The organism is Stenotrophomonas sp. YJH_SMC_43 (assembly GCF_059372535.1).
Genome location: NZ_JCAFVQ010000003.1, coordinates 345,112 through 360,637 on the forward strand (window position 1 = coordinate 345,112; position 15,526 = coordinate 360,637).

The window sequence follows — 15,526 nt, forward strand, 5'->3', positions numbered from 1 at the left end:
ACGAGGGGCTGCGCCGTTGGCCGGAAACTACAACCCGATGCCGGCGTCGCCCTCGGGCTCCAGTGCCTTCACCAGCACCGCTGCCTGCGTTCGGCTATGGCACTCGAGTTTCTTCAGGATCGCGGTGACATGCACCTTCACCGTGTTCTCGGCCAGGCCCAACGTATAGGCGATCTGCTTGTTCAGCAGGCCATCGGCCAGGCACAGCAGCACGCGGAACTGCTGCGGGGTCAGCTGCGCCAGGCGGCTGGCCAGCAGTGCATCGGCCTCCGAACGCTCGGCGGCCATCGCCGGGAACCACAGGCCACCATCGAGCACCGCCTGCACGGCCTCGCCGATGGTCTCGGCCGGGGCCGACTTCGGGATGAACCCGGCCGCGCCGAACTGCTGGGCACGGCGGATCACCCGCGGATGGTCGTTGGACGAGAGGATCACCACCGGGATGTCCGGATGCGAGCCACGCACGTGCAGCAGCGCGGAAAAACCGTGCGCGCCTGGCATGGTCAGGTCGAGCAGCACCAGGTCCACATCCGGATGTGCGTCGAGTGCTTCGGCCAAGGCCTCGGCGCTGGCGACCTCGCGCACCTGCGCCAGCGGCAGGCTCTGCCGCAATGACTGCACCACCGCCGAACGCAGCAGCGGGTGGTCATCGGCGATCAGGATGGTGTATTCGCTCATGCGGCCATTGTACGGGCAGGCCGGAGCCTCAGCGCCCTGCCGGCTCCACGCTGCTGCGCCAGGCATCGAGGAACTGGCGGCGCTTGAGCGCGTCCAGATACACCAGCAGGCCCGGACCCAGCTGGATCGGGCGGCGGCTGCGGCCCGGCGCATCATCGCCGCGCGCGTTGCCGGTCACGATCGGCATCAGCCGTGCCTCGCGCGACAGCACCTGCTGGCCGCGTGGCGACAGCAGGTAGTCGAGGAAGCGCCGGGCTTCTTCCGGGTGCGGGCCGGTGCGCGGAATCACTGCGGTGCGCAGCACCACCAGCGTGTAGTCCTCGGGCTCCACAATGCCCAGCGGCGCGCCGGCATCAACGCGCGCCTGCGCGTAGGAGCCGAGCACGTTGTAGACCAGCGACAGCTGTCCGCTGGCCACCTTGTCCAGCAGCACGCCGGTGCGCTCCTCGCGCACCACGTCGTTGTCGCCCAGCGCGCCCAGCAATGCACCGGCGATGCTGCCACGCTGCGCATCCTGGGTAGACAGCAGGTAGCCGACGCTGCTGCGCTCGATGTCATAGGTGCCGACCCTGCCGCGCAGCGGTGCTCCCTCGGCGCGCAGCCGGTCCAGCAGCTGCCGACGCGTGTGCGGCACCTTCGCGGCCGGCAGCATGCGGGTGTTGTAGACCATCACCACCGGCTCGTAGCTGATGCCGAAGGCCTCGTTGCGCCACTGTGCCCAGGCCGGCAGTGCAGCGGTCTGCGCCGAACGGTGTGGCAGCGCGTGGCCATCGTTGACCAGCTTGGTCTGCAGATCCATGCCGCTGGAGATCAGCAGGTCCGGCGATGCCGGCCCGCCGCGGTCGTGCAGGTAACGCGCGTACAGGTCCTGGGTGATGATGTCCTCGTACACCACCTCGGTGCCGGGATGCAGGCGCTGGTAATCGGCGATCACCACCGCGAACACTTCGATGTCGGTGGTGCCGTGAATGCGCAGCTGCGCAGTGGCCTTTGCCTGGGCCGGGAAACGGCGTACGTCGCCGGGCGCGGCCAGTACCGGCAGGGCCAGCAGCAAGGCAACGGCAGCAGCGAACAGGCGGATCATGGGCTGCTCCGTGGCAGGCGGATGGTGGCGATCAGCCCGCCCTGCGGGCGGTTGCTGAGGTCGATGCGGCCGCCATGGCTGTCGACCACGCGCTTGACGATGGCCAGGCCCAGCCCGGCGCCGCCGGACGGCGCGCCTTCGCCACGGGCGAAGCGCTCGAACACGCGTTCGGCATCAGCGGGTGCGATGCCTGCGCCATGGTCGGCAATGGTCAGCACCGCCTGACCGCCTTCCACGGTCAGCGCGATCTGCAACGGGCCCTCGCCGCCGTACTTCAGTGCGTTGTCGACCAGGTTCTTGATCGCCTCGCGCAGCAGCAGCGCGTCGCCGTGCACCTGCACCGGCTCGGCGGTCATCGCAAGTTGCACGCGCGGTGCCGGGCCGGCCTGCGGCAGGGCTTCATGCAGGGCCTGGTGCACGGTCTCGGCCAGGTCCACCGCCGCAAAGCGCTGCAGGTGCGAGCGATGGATCACGCTGGCATCGCTGAGCAGCTGGTTCAGCAACCGGCTCATGTGGGTGGCATTGCGCTCGATCGCCTGCAGGCTGCGCCGCATGTCTTCGGGGTCGTCGTCGTCCAGCGCAAGCTGTGCCTGCGCGCGCAGGGCAGCCAACGGCGTGCGCATCTGGTGCGCGGCCTCGGCCATGAATGCGCGCAGTGTCTCGTTGCTGCTGGACAGGCGCTCCATGAAGCGGTTCAACGCCGCCACCATCTGGTCCATCTCGCGCGGCACGCGCGCGTCGAGGGGCTTCAGGTCGGACGGTTCGCGGCGCGACAGCTCGCGTTCCACCCGCACCAGTGGGCGGAACGCGCGGTGCACGCCAAACGCCACCAGCGCCAGCAGCAGGCCGGACAGCACGCCGATCGCCAGCAGTGCGCGATTGACCATGTCCTGCGCGACGGCTTCGCGCGCACGCCGGGTCTGGCCCACCTGCACCTGCACCTCGCCCTGCGCCGAGGCCGCAGCGAAACTGCGGCCGACCACTACGAAGCGTACGGTCTCGCCGCTGTACGCCGCATCAAACAGTTGCGGCTGCGTGCCCGGACGGCGCGGCGGCGACGGCAGATCGCCATAACCTGTGATCAGGTTGCCGCGGCTGTCGGCCACCCGATAGAACACGCGGTCTTCCGGGGCCATCGCCAGCAGGTCCAGCGCCGCATAGGGAAGATCGACCTGCCACTGGCCGTCGACCAGCGCCACCGAATCGGCGATGGACAGCGCCGAAGACACCAGCAGGTGATCGTAGGAACGGTTTGCCGCACGCTGGCCATAGTCGCGCGCGGCGAACAGCAGCGCCACCGCGAACACCGCCAGCAGCGCGCCGAGGTAGAGCAGCAGCGTTCGCCGCAGCGAACCTGGCGCCGCGTTCGCAGCGCGTGCGTCAGCCATCGGCGTCGGCGCTGCCATCGCTGGCTTCCAGCAGGTAGCCGACACCGCGCACCGTGGTGATGCGCAGCGGTGCGCCGGCCAGCTTTCTCCGCAGGCGACCGACGTACAGCTCGATCGCATTCGGGCCGGCTTCGTCGTCGAAGCCGAACAGGCCGTTGCCGATCTCGTCCTTGCCGACCACCTGACCGAGGCGGCCGACCAGAATCTCCAGCAGCCGGTACTCGCGGTTGGGTAGCTCGATAGGCTCGCCGTCGAGACTGACCCGATGCGCGGCATTATCGAACTGGAAGCCGCCGATCTGCACCACTTCGCTGGCCTGGCCTCGTGCACGACGCAGCAGCACGCGGCAGCGCGCTTCGAATTCGCGGAAATCGAACGGCTTGCCCAGGTAGTCGTCGGCGCCGACATCCAGCGCCTGCACGCGGTCTTCGATGCCATCGCGTGCGGTCAGCATCAGCACCGGCGTGCTGTCGCCACGCTCGCGCATGCCGGCCAGCACGCGCAGGCCATCGAGCTTGGGCAGGCCGATGTCCAGCACCACCAGGTCGAAGCTCTGGTAGCGCAGCACGCTGGCGGCGGCCAGGCCATCGGCCTGCCAGTCCACGGCGTGCCCACTGCGGCGCATGCGGCGGATGATCGCATCGGCCAGATCCGGGTTGTCTTCGACCAGCAGCAGGCGCATGGGCACGAGGGTGGGAGGGGAAACGAATGCTACCGCATGCCGCTGCCGCGCTCGCCGGGCCCTGCCAGGAAGCAGCAGCGAGCCGCCTTACGCTGCACCGCACAATCCGTTGACAGGACGATGACAGCTTGCCCGACCCAGACTGCGGCCGCGCACCGTCCGGTGCCCACGATTGCCGCGCGCCTGGCGCGCACCTGGGAGGGTTTGTGGAATTCACGTTTGCCTGGCGGCGTCCTGCCGCCATGATGGCGCTGGCTGTCCTGTCGGCGCCGGCCTTCGCTGCCGAAGACGACCGTCCGGTCACCGCCACCCTGGGTGGCCGCCTGCATCTGGACTTCGCTACCTTCGACAACGACAACCGCGGCACCCCGAACAAGGACGACACCGAAATCCGCCGCGCGTGGGTTGACGTATCCGGCAAGTTCTTCGTGGTCGACTACAAGCTGGAGGCCGATTTCTCCGGCGACCGCGTCGAGGCCAAGGACGTGTACCTGGCGCGCAGCTTCGGCAAGGCCGGCAAGCTCACCGTCGGCCAGTTCAAGCAGTACTTCTCGCTGGATGACCGCACCAGTTCCAACTACGGCAGCTTCCTGGAGCGCGGCAACGCCGGGACCACGCTGGCGCCGCTGTACCGCCTGGGCGCGTCGTGGCAGGCCAACCCGGGTGACTTCACCTGGGCCGCCAGCATCTACAGCCTGGAAAGCATCGACGCCTGGCAGGTGAAGGGGCGTGCTGCCGGTGGCCGTGTCACCTGGGCGCCCTCGCCCGCCGATGGCGACGTGCTGCACCTGGGCCTGTCGCTGGCCCGCGAGGCCTATGACAACCCCGGCGCGAACGGCGTTCCGGGCCTGAAGATCCGACCACGCCCGGCCGGCCACCTGTCCGATGAGAGCCGCCTGACCCTTGTCGACTTCTCCGCCGGCCGCGATACCGACGTCAACAAGTGGTCGCTGGAATACGCGCAGGTGCGCGGCCCGCTGTCGTGGCAGGGCGAGTTCAGTGGCGCCACCTTCGATGACGGTGCGCAGCGTGGCGACGTGATGGCCGCCTACGGCATGGTCAGCTGGTTCGTCACTGGCGAAAGCCGTGCCTACGACCGCAAGACCGGCCGCTTTGCGCGGGTGAAGGACATCCGCCACAAGGCCGGTGCCTTCGAAGTAGCGCTGCGCTACGACCAGATGTGGGGTGCGCAGCATCTCGATGGTGCGCCGGACCTGCGCCGTGGCAGCACCGAAGCCTGGACGCTGGGTGGCAACTGGTACCTGCGCGACAACCTGCGCTTCATGCTCAACGTGATCGAAAGCCGCAACCGCGACCGCTTGGCCGGGGTGACGGTGGACCGCACGCGCGCGGTCACCGGACGCCTGCAGTACGACTTCTAAGCCCGGATTCCCGGGCATGCCGCCCGGGCCCCTTCCACTCCCCCACGTCCTGTATTCGCAAGGAGTCCGCAGATGATGCTGAGCATCCTCGGCTTTGGCATGGTCATTACGTTCATGTACTTGATCATGAGCAAACGCCTGTCGCCGCTCGTCGCCCTGATCACCATCCCCATCCTGTTCGCGCTGATCGGCGGCTTCGGCGCCGGCATCGACGAGATGATGCTGGAGGGCATCAAGAAGATCGCGCCGACCGGCGTGATGCTGATGTTCGCCATCCTCTACTTCGGGGTGATGATCGATGCCGGCCTGTTCGATCCGCTGGTGCGGGTGATCCTGCGCTTCGTCAAGGGCGATCCGATGAAGATCGTGCTGGGCACCGCAGTGCTGGCGATGCTGATCTCGCTCGATGGTGACGGCTCGACCACCTACATGATCACCGTCTCGGCGATGCTGCCGCTGTACCAGCGCCTCGGCATGAACGCACTGAACATGACCTGCGTGACCATCCTCGCCGGCGGCGTGATGAACCTGACCCCGTGGGGCGGCCCGACTGCACGTGCGGCCACCGCGCTGCACGTGGATCCGGCCGATGTGTTCGTGCCGCTGATTCCGTCGATGGTGATCGCCTGTGCCGGCGTGCTGCTGCTGGCCTGGTACCTGGGCCTGAAGGAACGCCGCCGCCTTGGCGTGGTGACCCTGCCCAAGGGTGGCAGCTGGATGGACAACAGCGTGTCCGATGACAGCAACCCGCTGCCGACCGTGGAAGACGCCGAAGACATCAAGCGCCCGAAGCTGCTGTGGGTGAACCTGGCGCTGACCGTGGCGCTGATGACCGCGCTGATCATCGGCGTGCTGCCGATGCCGGTGCTGTTCATGGTCGGCTTCGCCATCGCCCTGGTGATCAACTACCCGAACCTGGCCGAGCAGCGCCGCCGCGTGGTCAACCATGCCGGCAACGTGCTGTCGGTGGTGTCGCTGATCTTCGCCGCCGGCATCTTCACCGGCATCCTCAACAACACCGGCATGGTCGAAGCGATGTCGCACAGCTTCCTGGCGGTGATTCCGGAATCGTGGGGCCCGTACCTGGCGGTGATCACCGCCGTGGCATCGATGCCGTTCACCTTCTTCATGTCCAACGACGCCTTCTACTTCGGCGTGCTGCCGATCCTGTCCGAGGCCGCCGGCAACTACGGCATCACCCCGGTGGAAATGGCGCGCGCCTCGCTGGCCGGCCAGCCGGTGCATCTGCTCAGCCCGCTGGTGCCGTCCACCTATCTGCTGGTGGGCCTGGCCAAGGTCGAATTCGCCGACCACCAGAAGTTCACCCTGAAGTGGGCCATCGCCATCTCCATGCTGCTGATGGTCGGCAGCCTGCTGTTCGGCCTGTACCCGCTCGCTGCCTGACCCTCTACCAAGGAGCCTTCTGCAATGACGCTTCGAATCGCTTACGTCACCAGTGGAATGGGCAGTGTCGGTACTGCCATCTGCCAGAGCCTGGCCCGCAGTGGCCACACCGTGGTCGCCGGTTGCGCGCCGAACTCGCCGCGCAAGGCCAACTGGCTGCGCGAGCAGCGCGAACAGGGCTTTGATTTCATCGCCTCCGAAGGCAACGCCACCGACTGGGCCTCGACCAGCGCTGCGTTCGCCAAGGTGCGTGCGGAAGTGGGCGAGGTCGATGTGCTGGTCAACAACTCCGGTGGCAGCCGTGATCTGCTGTTCCGGCAGATGACGGTGGAAGACTGGAACGCGGTGATCGCCTCCAACCTCAATGCGCTGTTCAACCTGACCAAGCAGGTGGTTGACGGCATGGCCACGCGTGGCTGGGGCCGCATCATCAACATCGGTTCGGTCAGCGCCCACAAGGGCCAGATCGGGCAGGTGAACTACGCCACCGCCAAGGCCGCGATGCACGGTTTCAGCCGTGCACTGGCTGCCGAAGTGGCCTCGCGCGGCGTCACCGTCAACACGCTGTCGCCGGGCTACATCGCCAGCCAGGCGATCAGCAGCTTCCCGCCGGATGTGCTGGACCGGCTGGCGGCCTCGGTACCGGTGCGTCGCCTGGGCCGCCCCGAGGAAGTGGCCGGCCTGTGCGCCTGGCTGGCGTCGGATGAAGCCTCGTATGTGACCGGTGCCGACTATCCGGTCAACGGCGGTCTGTACATGGGTTGAGCCCGTCTCCACGCAAGGCGTGGACCGCCTCCCCCACGGAGTGCGCGGGGCCGGTGAACCTTCGCTTGCGAGGGGGATCCGGCCCCTTTTTGTTTCTGCATTTTCGGGACGTATTGCCCGATACATCGGCAGAACCGGTGCTATACCTGCCAACGCTCGCCGAGCCCGATGGATGAACGGCCGGAATCGCGGATCAAGGAGGTTGGCATGCGTGCATTGCTGATTGCGCTTCTCGTGGTCGCCACCCCGCCACTGGCGGCCACCCCACCTGCTGCCACTGCGGATGAGGCGGATGCAACCTGGCGGCTCGTGGAGCGCTGGTCCTTGCAGCTGTCACGCTCTGACCTTGTTGCGCAGCTATCGCCGCTGGCTCCGGCCGGCTCGCGTTCGGAAGCAAGAATGGGCCGAGGCGACAGCGCGACCATCGATCTGGCGCCATTCGTGGTCGCTGGGAGGATCAAGGGGCCCTCTGGCCAGATCTACACCGACGCGTCGGGGCGAATCATCAAAGGCATTACGCTGCGGCTGAGCGGCGCCTGCATCTCGCGAAAGCAGATGGGTCGTCGCTACCCCGACTTCAATGTCCTTTCCGTGCCGTCAGGGCATAGCCTGGACGAGTCGACGGTGTTCGGCACAGTAGTGAACGGCATCCAGATCGGGTTCTCATTCTCCGAACATGACCGCGACTGCATGGACCAGCTCAAATTGAGCTGGCCTGGGGAGCGCTTCTGATTCCCACCGGCCTACCACCATGACGAACATGTTGCAGGACACGCACCACTGCCCTGCATCGTTCGTTGGTTTTTCGTAAAGAAGGTTTCATGTTCCGTTCGCATAGTGGCCATGCACCGCGCACGCGTGCCGGTGACCACCCCCAATGCAACGGACCACCATGCAGACCCGACACCTGACGATCGCCGTGGCGATCGCGCTCTCCGCCGCCGCCAGCGCCCATGCCGCCACCGCCGCCGATACCGGCGCCAGCACCGATGCCGCGCTGAGCGCGCAGACGCTGGATACCGTCTCCGTGATCGGCCAGGGCGAGACCCGCCAAGTGCAGCGCATCACCACCGTCGACAAGCAGGTGCTGCCGCCGGGCACCAGCGGCCAGAAGATCCTCGACCGCCTGCCGGGCGTGTCGGTGCAGTCCAACGACGCCTTCGGTGCCAACGAAGAATCGCAGACCATCAGCCTGCGCGGCTTCGACAAGAGCCGCCTCGGCTATACGCTGGACGGCATTCCGCTGGGTGACAACAGCTACGGCAACTACAACGGCCTGAGCATTGCCCGCGCGATCATCGCCGAGAACCTGGCCGGCGCAGAGTTGTCGCAGGGCATCGGCTCGCTGGGCGTAGCGTCGACGAGCAACCTGGGCGGCACCATCCAGTACTTCTCGATGGACCCGTCCACCGAATTCGGTGGACGCGCCAGCGTCACCGTGGGTGACAACAACCAGCGTCGCGGCTACCTGCGCGTGGATACAGGCGACATCAATGGTTTCTCGGCCTACGTGTCCGGCGTGCACCAGGACCAGGACATGTGGGCCGCGCCGTACCAGAACCAGACCACCCGCCAGTTCAACGCCAAGGCCGTGTGGAATGTCGGCGACCACCGCTTCGGTGCGTTCGTGGCGACCTCGCGCGCCAGCCAGGCCAACTACGCCTACCTGTCCAAGGACATGCTGGCACGTGGCCTGGGCTACGACTGGAACATCTATGCACCGGACTGGGATCGCGCTGTCGCTGCCGCGTACTGCGCACCGGGCACCTACAACAAGGCACGCTGCAAGTTCAGCGGCGGCGTCAACAGCATCGACGATGCCTACTACCAGAGCCGCGCGCTGCGCGACGACAACCTCTATTCGGTCGATGCCGACCTGCGCCTGGGCGAGCAGGGCCGCCTGAAGCTGCTGGCCTACCACCACGACAACCGTGGCCAGGGCCACTGGTGGGCACCGGGCCAGCCGTCCTACCCGGGTACCGACAAGATGCTGCCGATCTCGATCCGCAGCACCAACTACACGATCAACCGCGATGGCCTGACCGCCGCGCTGTCGTGGACGGTGGGCATCCACGAACTGGAAGCCGGCCTGTGGTACGAGCAGAACGACCATAACGTGTCGCGCAACTTCTACTACATCAGCGGCCCGTTCCTGGACGACCTGTACCTGAAGAACCCGGACCGCCTGCTGTTCAACCAGGACTTCGACATCCGCACGCGCCAGTTCTACGTGCAGGACCGCATGCGCTTCCTGGACCAGCGCCTGACCGTGGATGTCGGTATCAAGAGCCCGAACACCCGCATGCGCGCCATCGCCCAGCCGGGCGTGGAAACCCGCATCGCCTCGGGCACGCTGACCGCCAAGAAGTCGGTGCTGCCGCAGGTGGGCCTGGGCTTCAAGCTCAACGCCAACAACGAGCTGTTCGCTTCGTACGCAGAGAACATCGCCGCCTTCGTCGGTGGCGGCAGCGGTGGCCCGTTGCAGGTGTCGCCGGAATCGTTCGCGGCCAGCGCCGGCCTGGAGCCGGAGAAGTCCAAGAGCCTTGAAGCCGGCTTCCGTACCTTCGGCGAGAAGTACCAGGCCTCGATCGCCGCCTACAACGTGAAGTTCGACAACCGCCTGCTGTCGCTGAACCCGTGCTCGAGCATCGAAGTCGGCACGCGTCCGGAGTGCGTGACGCGCTTCATCAACGTCGGTTCGGTGAAGAGCCACGGTGCGGAGCTGACCTTCATCCTCAAGCCGATCGACGGCCTGCAGTGGTACAACGCGCTGTCCTGGAACAAGACCACCTACGAGGATGACTACACCTCGGGCGGCGCGATCGTGCCGGTGGCCGGCAAGATCACGGTGGATACGCCGCAGCGCATGGCCTCCAGTGAGATCAGCTGGAACCGCGATGGTTTCTTCGCCAGCCTGCGTGCCAAGTACACCGGCAAGCGCTACTACACCTACACCAACGACCAGTCGGTGCCGGGCGTGACCACCTTCGACGCCGGTGCGGGCTACGACTTCGGCCCGGGCCTTGGCCTGCGCAACGTGCGGGTGTCGTTGAACGCGACCAACCTGACCAACAAGCGCTATGCCGGCCAGCTGAGTTCGTTCGCGCCGACCGATCCGAAGGGCACGCGGTATGCGATCCATGCGAGCGCGCCGCGGCAGTTGTTCATGACGGTGGCGGCGGAGTTCTAAGTCAAAAGCGGGCGCTGCGGCGCATCAGTACCGCAGCTGGGCGAGGTGGGACGAGCCGAGGCAGGACACGCCGCAAGTACGTCCCTGTAGGCTCGATCGGCGCATCCATGCGCCTCACGGTCCTGCCTCGGCCCGTCCCACCTCGCTCGACAATTTCCTGCGCCGGCGCGGAGGCAATGGAAAGCAAGAGCAAAAAGCAAAGAGCCGGGCATTGCCCGGCTCTTTGCTATTCAAGCTTTTCAAGCGCAATCCCTTCGGCGCGGTGATGTGCTGCCGCCCGCGCGGGAAACTGTCTGGCGGCGGTGGCGCACCCTGGCCAGGACCGTGAGGCGCATGGATGCGCCGATCGAGCCCCCATGGATGGGTTCACGGCGTGTCCTGGCCAGGGTGCGCCACCGCCGCCCAGCGATATCAATCGAGGCGCCAGCGCATCATCCCGCCAACGCCTTTCATTCCGGCGCCAGCTGGTCCATCCGTATCCGGTTGGCGAACAGCGAAAACGCCAGCATGCCGGCCAGGCCGTTCGCCCGGCTCACCCAGTGCGGCAGCCAGCGCGGCGGCTTCAGCACACCCGCTTCGAACAGCGGCGCGAACGCGATCGCATCGGCCAGGCTCATCTTGCCGGCGAACAACCAGCGGCAGACCTGCAGGCGGTCCTCGGCCAGCATGTGGCGGAAGAAGGTATGCACCGACACCAGGCCGCGCAGGTACACCGTGTCCTTGGTGAAGGCCAGGCCGCCACTCGGCGGCACCCCACGGAACACGCGCTGTGCCGACGCAAAGCTTTCTTCGGCGTTCTGCCCGGCATCGCAGAAGTAGCGGAACACTTCGATGAAGTCGGCGCCTTCGCGTGCCATCGCGATCGCTTCGGTGCGCAGGCTGATCCGCTTCAGGCGCTCGATGTCGATGCTGCCGGTGATCTGTTCGGCAAACGTCGCCAGCCCTTCCTGGGTGGCCGTCACCCGCGGCGAGGACAACGCCAGGCTGGGCAGCACCGGTTGTTCGCGGCCATTCAAGGCCGTCAGCGAATGCACCAGCGCTTCGTGGTGGAACAGCTGCGCGCGGTCGTAGGCACTGAAGCGCGCACTGGTGCGCAGGCGGATGCGGGTCGGTCCGGCAGCGGCCTTGGACACCAGCTCTGGATCGAGCTGCACCTGGATGATGCGCGATTCGAAGAACGCATCCAGGTCATTCTGCAGCTGCAGCTGCAGGGCAATGGCCGAGACCGGCACCTGCTCTTCCGGCGCCAGCAGTTCGTGATCGAGTTCGGCAGCAATCTGGATGAAGTGACGCGCCGCCTCGCGCGTGCTTGGGCCATTGCCCGGCAGTGGCTGCTCGGGGGCGCCGAACAGCTGCACCGAACAGGTATCGACCGCCGCCGTGCCCAACCCTTCCAGCAGCTGCGCGGCCAGGTCCCAGCTCTGCGCCGACTGGCGCACGTAGTGGCCCAGCGGGTGAGTATCATCGCAGTCGGCGGCGATCGCAGCCAATGCGTGGCGCTCCTCGCTGAAATCCAGCCTCGGGTAATCCACCTTCGGCAGCACCGGCTGTCCACGTGCCACGCTGTCCAGGAACGGTGCCTGCAGCGTGGCCGGCCAGCTGGTCAGGCCCAGCAGGCGGATGCCCCCCACGGCCTCGACCAGGCGCGCATCGAGCGCTGCATGGTGGGCCACGTCACGGTCCAGCGTCGCGGTCGGTTCCATGGGCGGACTATAGCGCCCTGCTGTGTCCGACGCTGCGCGCCGCCGCCCGAGCATCGGCTCGGGCGCTACAGGAAATGACTCCGCCGCGGACCCACTGTAGAGCCGAGCCCACGCTCGGCTGCTGTGCTACCGCCGGCGGTTCTTGCTCGCCGGGCGGAACTGCTGGCCCTTGCCCTTCCTGCCGCCACGCTCCTGCGCGGTCTCGGCCTGGCGAACAGCCAGCTTGGCGGCGGCGGCGGCCACTTCTTCCTTCAGCTTGAAGTAGTTCAGCAGTCGGCTCTCTTCGATCTCGCCGGCCTCGATCGCGGCACGTACCGCACAGCCCGGTTCCTGCTGGTGCTTGCAGTCGTTGAAACGGCACTGTGCGGCCAACGCTTCGATATCGGCGAAGCCACCTTCCGACAGCGTCTCTTCACCGGTCGGCTTCAGCTCGCGCATGCCGGGGGTGTCGATCAGGCAGGCGCCCGACGGCAGCGGCATCAGCGCGCGATGGGTGGTGGTGTGGCGTCCGCGCGAATCGTTGGCACGCACCGCGTTGGTCTTCATCCGCTGCTCGCCGAGCAGCGTGTTGGTCAACGTGGACTTGCCGGCACCGGACGAGCCCACCAGCACCACGGTGCGGCCCGGGACCAGCCACGGTTGCAGCACGGCAACGCTGTCGGCATCCAGGCCATTGATCGCATGCAGCGCGATGCCCTGCATCTCCAGCTCTTCCAGCACCGCCAGCGCATCCTCGCTGTACTCGGTCTGGTCGGCCTTGGTCAGCACCACCACCGGTTCGGCACCGCCACCGCCGACCAGCAGCAGGTAGCGCTCGATGCGGCGCGGATTGAAGTCAGCGTCCAGGCCACAGACGATGAACACCGTATCGATGTTGGCCGCGATCACCTGCTGGTGGTAGTGCTCACCCGCGGCACCACGCTTGATCGCGGTGCGCCGTGGCAGCAGGGCGACGATACGGATGCCATCGAGCAGCACCCAGTCGCCCACCGCCGGCCGTTCATGGCTGGGGAAGCGCGGGCGCTGCCATTCGGGCAGCGACTCGGCCTTGATCGATGCATCCGGGCCATCGGCCACCACGTAGTGGGTGCGGTGCTGTTCGATCACCCGTGCCGGGCGGGCCTGCGGGTGCGCGGCCATCGCGGCCTGCCAGTCAGCCTGCTGTGGCGGGCCCGGCCAGGGCCAGCCGATGGTCTGCAGGGCGATGAAATCGGGGGTCTGGGTCATCGCCGCCATTCTACCTGTGCCAGCGCCCTGCCAGCCCAGCAGTGACGGGCCCGGAGCCCTTGCCATGCAGTGCAGCAATTCCGGTAGGATGGAAGCCCCATGCCTTTTGACGGCCCAGCTCCCATGTCCACCACCTCGCCCAAGCCCCTGGCCATCCGCGAGCGCCTTTCCGAAGTGCGCTACGAAATCCGCGGAGAACTGGCGCGGCGAGCCCGGGAGCTGGAGGCGCAGGGCCGCAAGCTGATCAAGCTCAACATCGGAAACCCGGGCGCTTTCGGCTTCCGCGCGCCGGAGCACCTGCAACGCGCGATCGCCGACGACATGGGCCGCACCGACCCATACACCCACCAGCAGGGCCTGCCGGTGGCGCGCGAAGCCATCGCCAGCTACTACGCCCGCCGTGGCGCGCCCGATGCGCACCCGGACCGCGTCTTCCTCGGCAACGGCGTCAGCGAGCTGATCGACCTGTCGCTGCGTGCGCTGCTCAACCCGGGCGACGAAGTGCTGGTGCCCTCGCCCGACTACCCGCTGTGGTCGGCTTCGACCATCCTCAACGATGGCCGGCCGGTGTACTACCGCTGCGCGCCGGAGAACGGATTCCAGCCGGACCCGAGCGAGATCGAGACGCTGGTCTCTGCACGCACCCGCGCCATCGTGCTGATCAATCCGAACAATCCCAGCGGCGCCAGCTACCCGCGCGAACTGCTGGAGCGCGTGGTGGAAATCGCGCGCCGCCACAACCTGCTGCTGCTGGTCGATGAGATCTACGACCAGATCCTGTACGACGACGCGGTGTTCCAGCCGGTCGCGCCGCTGGCCGGTGATCATCCGTGCCTGACCTTCAGTGGCCTGAGCAAGGTGCACCGCGCCTGCGGCTGGCGTGTGGGCTGGGCCCACCTCAGCGGTGACGATGCCCGCCTGGGCGACTTCCGCGCCGCGCTGGACCTGTTGGGCGCACTGCGCCTGTGCGCCAACGTGCCGGGCCAGTACGCCATCGAGGCGGCGGTGAACGGTCCGGACACCATCTCCGAGCTGTGCACGCCGGGCGGCCGCCTGTATGAAACCCGCCGCGCGGTGATCGAGGCCTGCGAAGCCAGCGAGCACCTGTCACTGGTCGCGCCGGCCGGCGCGCTGTATGCGTTCCCGGCCGTGGTCGGTGCCGCTGCGAAGGGCTTCGACGACCACGATTTCGCGCTGGACCTGATGAACAACGAAGGCGTGCTGGTGGTGCCGGGCTCAAGCTTCAACGTGCCCTACCGCCATCATTTCCGCGTGACCCTGATGCCGGAAGCTTCGGTGATGCGCGATGTGTTCGCCCGCATCGACCGCGTGCTGGCGCGCCGCGCCGAGGATGCGACCAAGGTCGTGCCGCTGAAGCCTCGCCGCTCGGTGGCCTGAGCCGTGGCGCTGTCCTACCTGGCGCTGGGCGATTCGTACACCATCGGTGAAGCGGTTGCAGTCGAAGGCCGTTGGCCACACCAGCTGGCCGCCGCGCTGCGCGCGCAGGACGTGGCGCTGGCCGACCCGCAGACCATTGCGACCACCGGCTGGACGATCGACGAGCTCGATGCGGGTATCGACGCGGCTGCACCGCAGGGCCCGTTCGATTTCGTCAGCCTGCTGATCGGCGTCAACAACCAGTACCGCGGGCGTCCGCTGGACGAGTACCGCAGCCAGTTCCAGGCCCTGCTGCAGCGGGCGATCGGCTTCGCCGGCGGTGATGCCGGCCGCGTGCTGGTGCTGTCCTTCCCCGATTGGGGCGCCACCCCGTTCGGTGTCGGCAGTGGCCGCGACCTGGCCGCGATCGAGATCGAGACCGACGAATTCAATGCCGCCGCCGAGGTGATCAGTACCCGGCACGGCGTAGCCTTCGTCGACATCACCGACATCAGCCGCGCGCAGGGCGAAGACCCGACGATGATCGCCGAGGACGGCCTGCATCCTTCAGCGCGGATGTACGCGCTGTGGAGCGCGCGCGCGCTGCCGGTTGCCGCGCATCTGCTTGGCGGCACGGACTGAGGCG

General features: G+C 67.3%; 13 protein-coding genes. 7 read left to right on the forward strand and 6 right to left on the reverse strand.

Going from position 1 to position 15,526, the window contains the following annotated elements; translation table 11 throughout:
* Nucleotides 1-27: 27 nt before the first annotated feature.
* From AC5QAH_RS13735 to AC5QAH_RS13750, 4 genes are read right to left on the reverse strand one after another with little or no spacing between them, the layout of a single operon-like run.
* On the reverse strand, nucleotides 28-678 hold the full coding sequence (locus tag AC5QAH_RS13735; protein WP_005414428.1) for a response regulator: 651 nt from the start codon (nucleotides 676-678) through the stop codon (nucleotides 28-30).
* Between the two features lie 28 nt (nucleotides 679-706).
* A complete protein-coding gene (locus tag AC5QAH_RS13740) occupies nucleotides 707-1,762 on the reverse strand; it encodes an ABC transporter substrate-binding protein (protein ID WP_010480822.1) in 1,056 nt (351 codons plus the stop codon).
* Nucleotides 1,759-3,150, reverse strand: coding sequence for a sensor histidine kinase (locus AC5QAH_RS13745; RefSeq protein ID WP_029379709.1), 1,392 nt, complete (start codon nucleotides 3,148-3,150; stop codon nucleotides 1,759-1,761). The genes AC5QAH_RS13740 and AC5QAH_RS13745 overlap by 4 nt, the downstream gene beginning before the upstream one ends.
* Complete coding sequence (locus tag AC5QAH_RS13750; RefSeq protein ID WP_019337115.1) at nucleotides 3,143-3,832, reverse strand: response regulator transcription factor; 690 nt, start codon at nucleotides 3,830-3,832, stop codon at nucleotides 3,143-3,145. Before AC5QAH_RS13750 ends, AC5QAH_RS13745 begins: the two co-directional genes overlap by 8 nt.
* Nucleotides 3,833-4,074: 242 nt before the next feature.
* On the opposite strand from AC5QAH_RS13750, the gene AC5QAH_RS13755 reads away from it, so the two are divergent.
* The 5 genes from AC5QAH_RS13755 (at nucleotide 4,075) to AC5QAH_RS13775 (ending at nucleotide 10,573) form a co-directional block, all read left to right on the forward strand.
* Nucleotides 4,075-5,214, forward strand: a complete 1,140-nt coding sequence (locus AC5QAH_RS13755) for an OprO/OprP family phosphate-selective porin (protein ID WP_329766314.1) — start codon at nucleotides 4,075-4,077, stop codon at nucleotides 5,212-5,214.
* Between the two features lie 75 nt (nucleotides 5,215-5,289).
* Nucleotides 5,290-6,618: a CitMHS family transporter gene (locus AC5QAH_RS13760; RefSeq protein ID WP_012481220.1), complete on the forward strand. Its 1,329-nt coding sequence runs from the start codon at nucleotides 5,290-5,292 to the stop codon at nucleotides 6,616-6,618.
* A 24-nt stretch (nucleotides 6,619-6,642) separates the two neighbouring features.
* A complete protein-coding gene (gene phbB, locus AC5QAH_RS13765; RefSeq protein ID WP_005419193.1) occupies nucleotides 6,643-7,383 on the forward strand; it encodes an acetoacetyl-CoA reductase in 741 nt (246 codons plus the stop codon).
* A gap of 207 nt (nucleotides 7,384-7,590) precedes the next feature.
* Complete coding sequence (locus AC5QAH_RS13770; protein WP_010480836.1) at nucleotides 7,591-8,115, forward strand: hypothetical protein; 525 nt, start codon at nucleotides 7,591-7,593, stop codon at nucleotides 8,113-8,115.
* A 160-nt stretch (nucleotides 8,116-8,275) separates the two neighbouring features.
* On the forward strand, nucleotides 8,276-10,573 hold the full coding sequence (locus AC5QAH_RS13775; RefSeq protein WP_053443495.1) for a TonB-dependent receptor: 2,298 nt from the start codon (nucleotides 8,276-8,278) through the stop codon (nucleotides 10,571-10,573).
* Nucleotides 10,574-11,022: 449 nt separating this feature from the next.
* On the opposite strand, the gene AC5QAH_RS13780 is transcribed toward AC5QAH_RS13775, so the two are convergent.
* Together AC5QAH_RS13780 and rsgA are read right to left on the reverse strand one after the other, a co-directional pair.
* Nucleotides 11,023-12,276 (reverse strand): flavohemoglobin expression-modulating QEGLA motif protein, encoded by a 1,254-nt coding sequence (locus AC5QAH_RS13780; RefSeq protein WP_065178327.1) that lies wholly within the window; start codon nucleotides 12,274-12,276, stop codon nucleotides 11,023-11,025.
* A 126-nt stretch (nucleotides 12,277-12,402) separates the two neighbouring features.
* Entirely contained in the window at nucleotides 12,403-13,512 is a 1,110-nt protein-coding gene (gene rsgA / locus AC5QAH_RS13785; RefSeq protein WP_099560029.1) for a ribosome small subunit-dependent GTPase A, read from the reverse strand.
* A gap of 114 nt (nucleotides 13,513-13,626) precedes the next feature.
* On the opposite strand from rsgA, the gene AC5QAH_RS13790 reads away from it, so the two are divergent.
* Nucleotides 13,627-14,901 carry a pyridoxal phosphate-dependent aminotransferase gene (locus tag AC5QAH_RS13790; protein WP_495232407.1) on the forward strand — a complete coding sequence of 425 codons (1,275 nt, stop codon included), beginning with the start codon at nucleotides 13,627-13,629 and terminating at the stop codon, nucleotides 14,899-14,901.
* Nucleotides 14,902-14,904: 3 nt separating this feature from the next.
* Nucleotides 14,905-15,522 carry an SGNH/GDSL hydrolase family protein gene (locus AC5QAH_RS13795; protein ID WP_495232408.1) on the forward strand — a complete coding sequence of 206 codons (618 nt, stop codon included), beginning with the start codon at nucleotides 14,905-14,907 and terminating at the stop codon, nucleotides 15,520-15,522.
* Nucleotides 15,523-15,526: the final 4 nt, after the last annotated feature.

Coding starts and splice junctions, on each gene's coding strand:
- AC5QAH_RS13735 (WP_005414428.1), bottom strand. CDS start 678: ATGAGCGAATACACCATCCTGATCGCCGATGACCACCCGCTGCTGCGT.
- AC5QAH_RS13755 (WP_329766314.1), top strand. CDS start 4,075: ATGATGGCGCTGGCTGTCCTGTCGGCGCCGGCCTTCGCTGCCGAAGAC.
- AC5QAH_RS13790 (WP_495232407.1), top strand. CDS start 13,627: ATGTCCACCACCTCGCCCAAGCCCCTGGCCATCCGCGAGCGCCTTTCC.
- AC5QAH_RS13775 (WP_053443495.1), top strand. CDS start 8,276: ATGCAGACCCGACACCTGACGATCGCCGTGGCGATCGCGCTCTCCGCC.
- AC5QAH_RS13745 (WP_029379709.1), bottom strand. CDS start 3,150: ATGGCTGACGCACGCGCTGCGAACGCGGCGCCAGGTTCGCTGCGGCGA.
- AC5QAH_RS13770 (WP_010480836.1), top strand. CDS start 7,591: ATGCGTGCATTGCTGATTGCGCTTCTCGTGGTCGCCACCCCGCCACTG.
- rsgA (WP_099560029.1), bottom strand. CDS start 13,512: ATGGCGGCGATGACCCAGACCCCCGATTTCATCGCCCTGCAGACCATC.
- AC5QAH_RS13780 (WP_065178327.1), bottom strand. CDS start 12,276: ATGGAACCGACCGCGACGCTGGACCGTGACGTGGCCCACCATGCAGCG.
- AC5QAH_RS13760 (WP_012481220.1), top strand. CDS start 5,290: ATGCTGAGCATCCTCGGCTTTGGCATGGTCATTACGTTCATGTACTTG.
- AC5QAH_RS13750 (WP_019337115.1), bottom strand. CDS start 3,832: ATGCGCCTGCTGCTGGTCGAAGACAACCCGGATCTGGCCGATGCGATC.
- AC5QAH_RS13740 (WP_010480822.1), bottom strand. CDS start 1,762: ATGATCCGCCTGTTCGCTGCTGCCGTTGCCTTGCTGCTGGCCCTGCCG.
- phbB (WP_005419193.1), top strand. CDS start 6,643: ATGACGCTTCGAATCGCTTACGTCACCAGTGGAATGGGCAGTGTCGGT.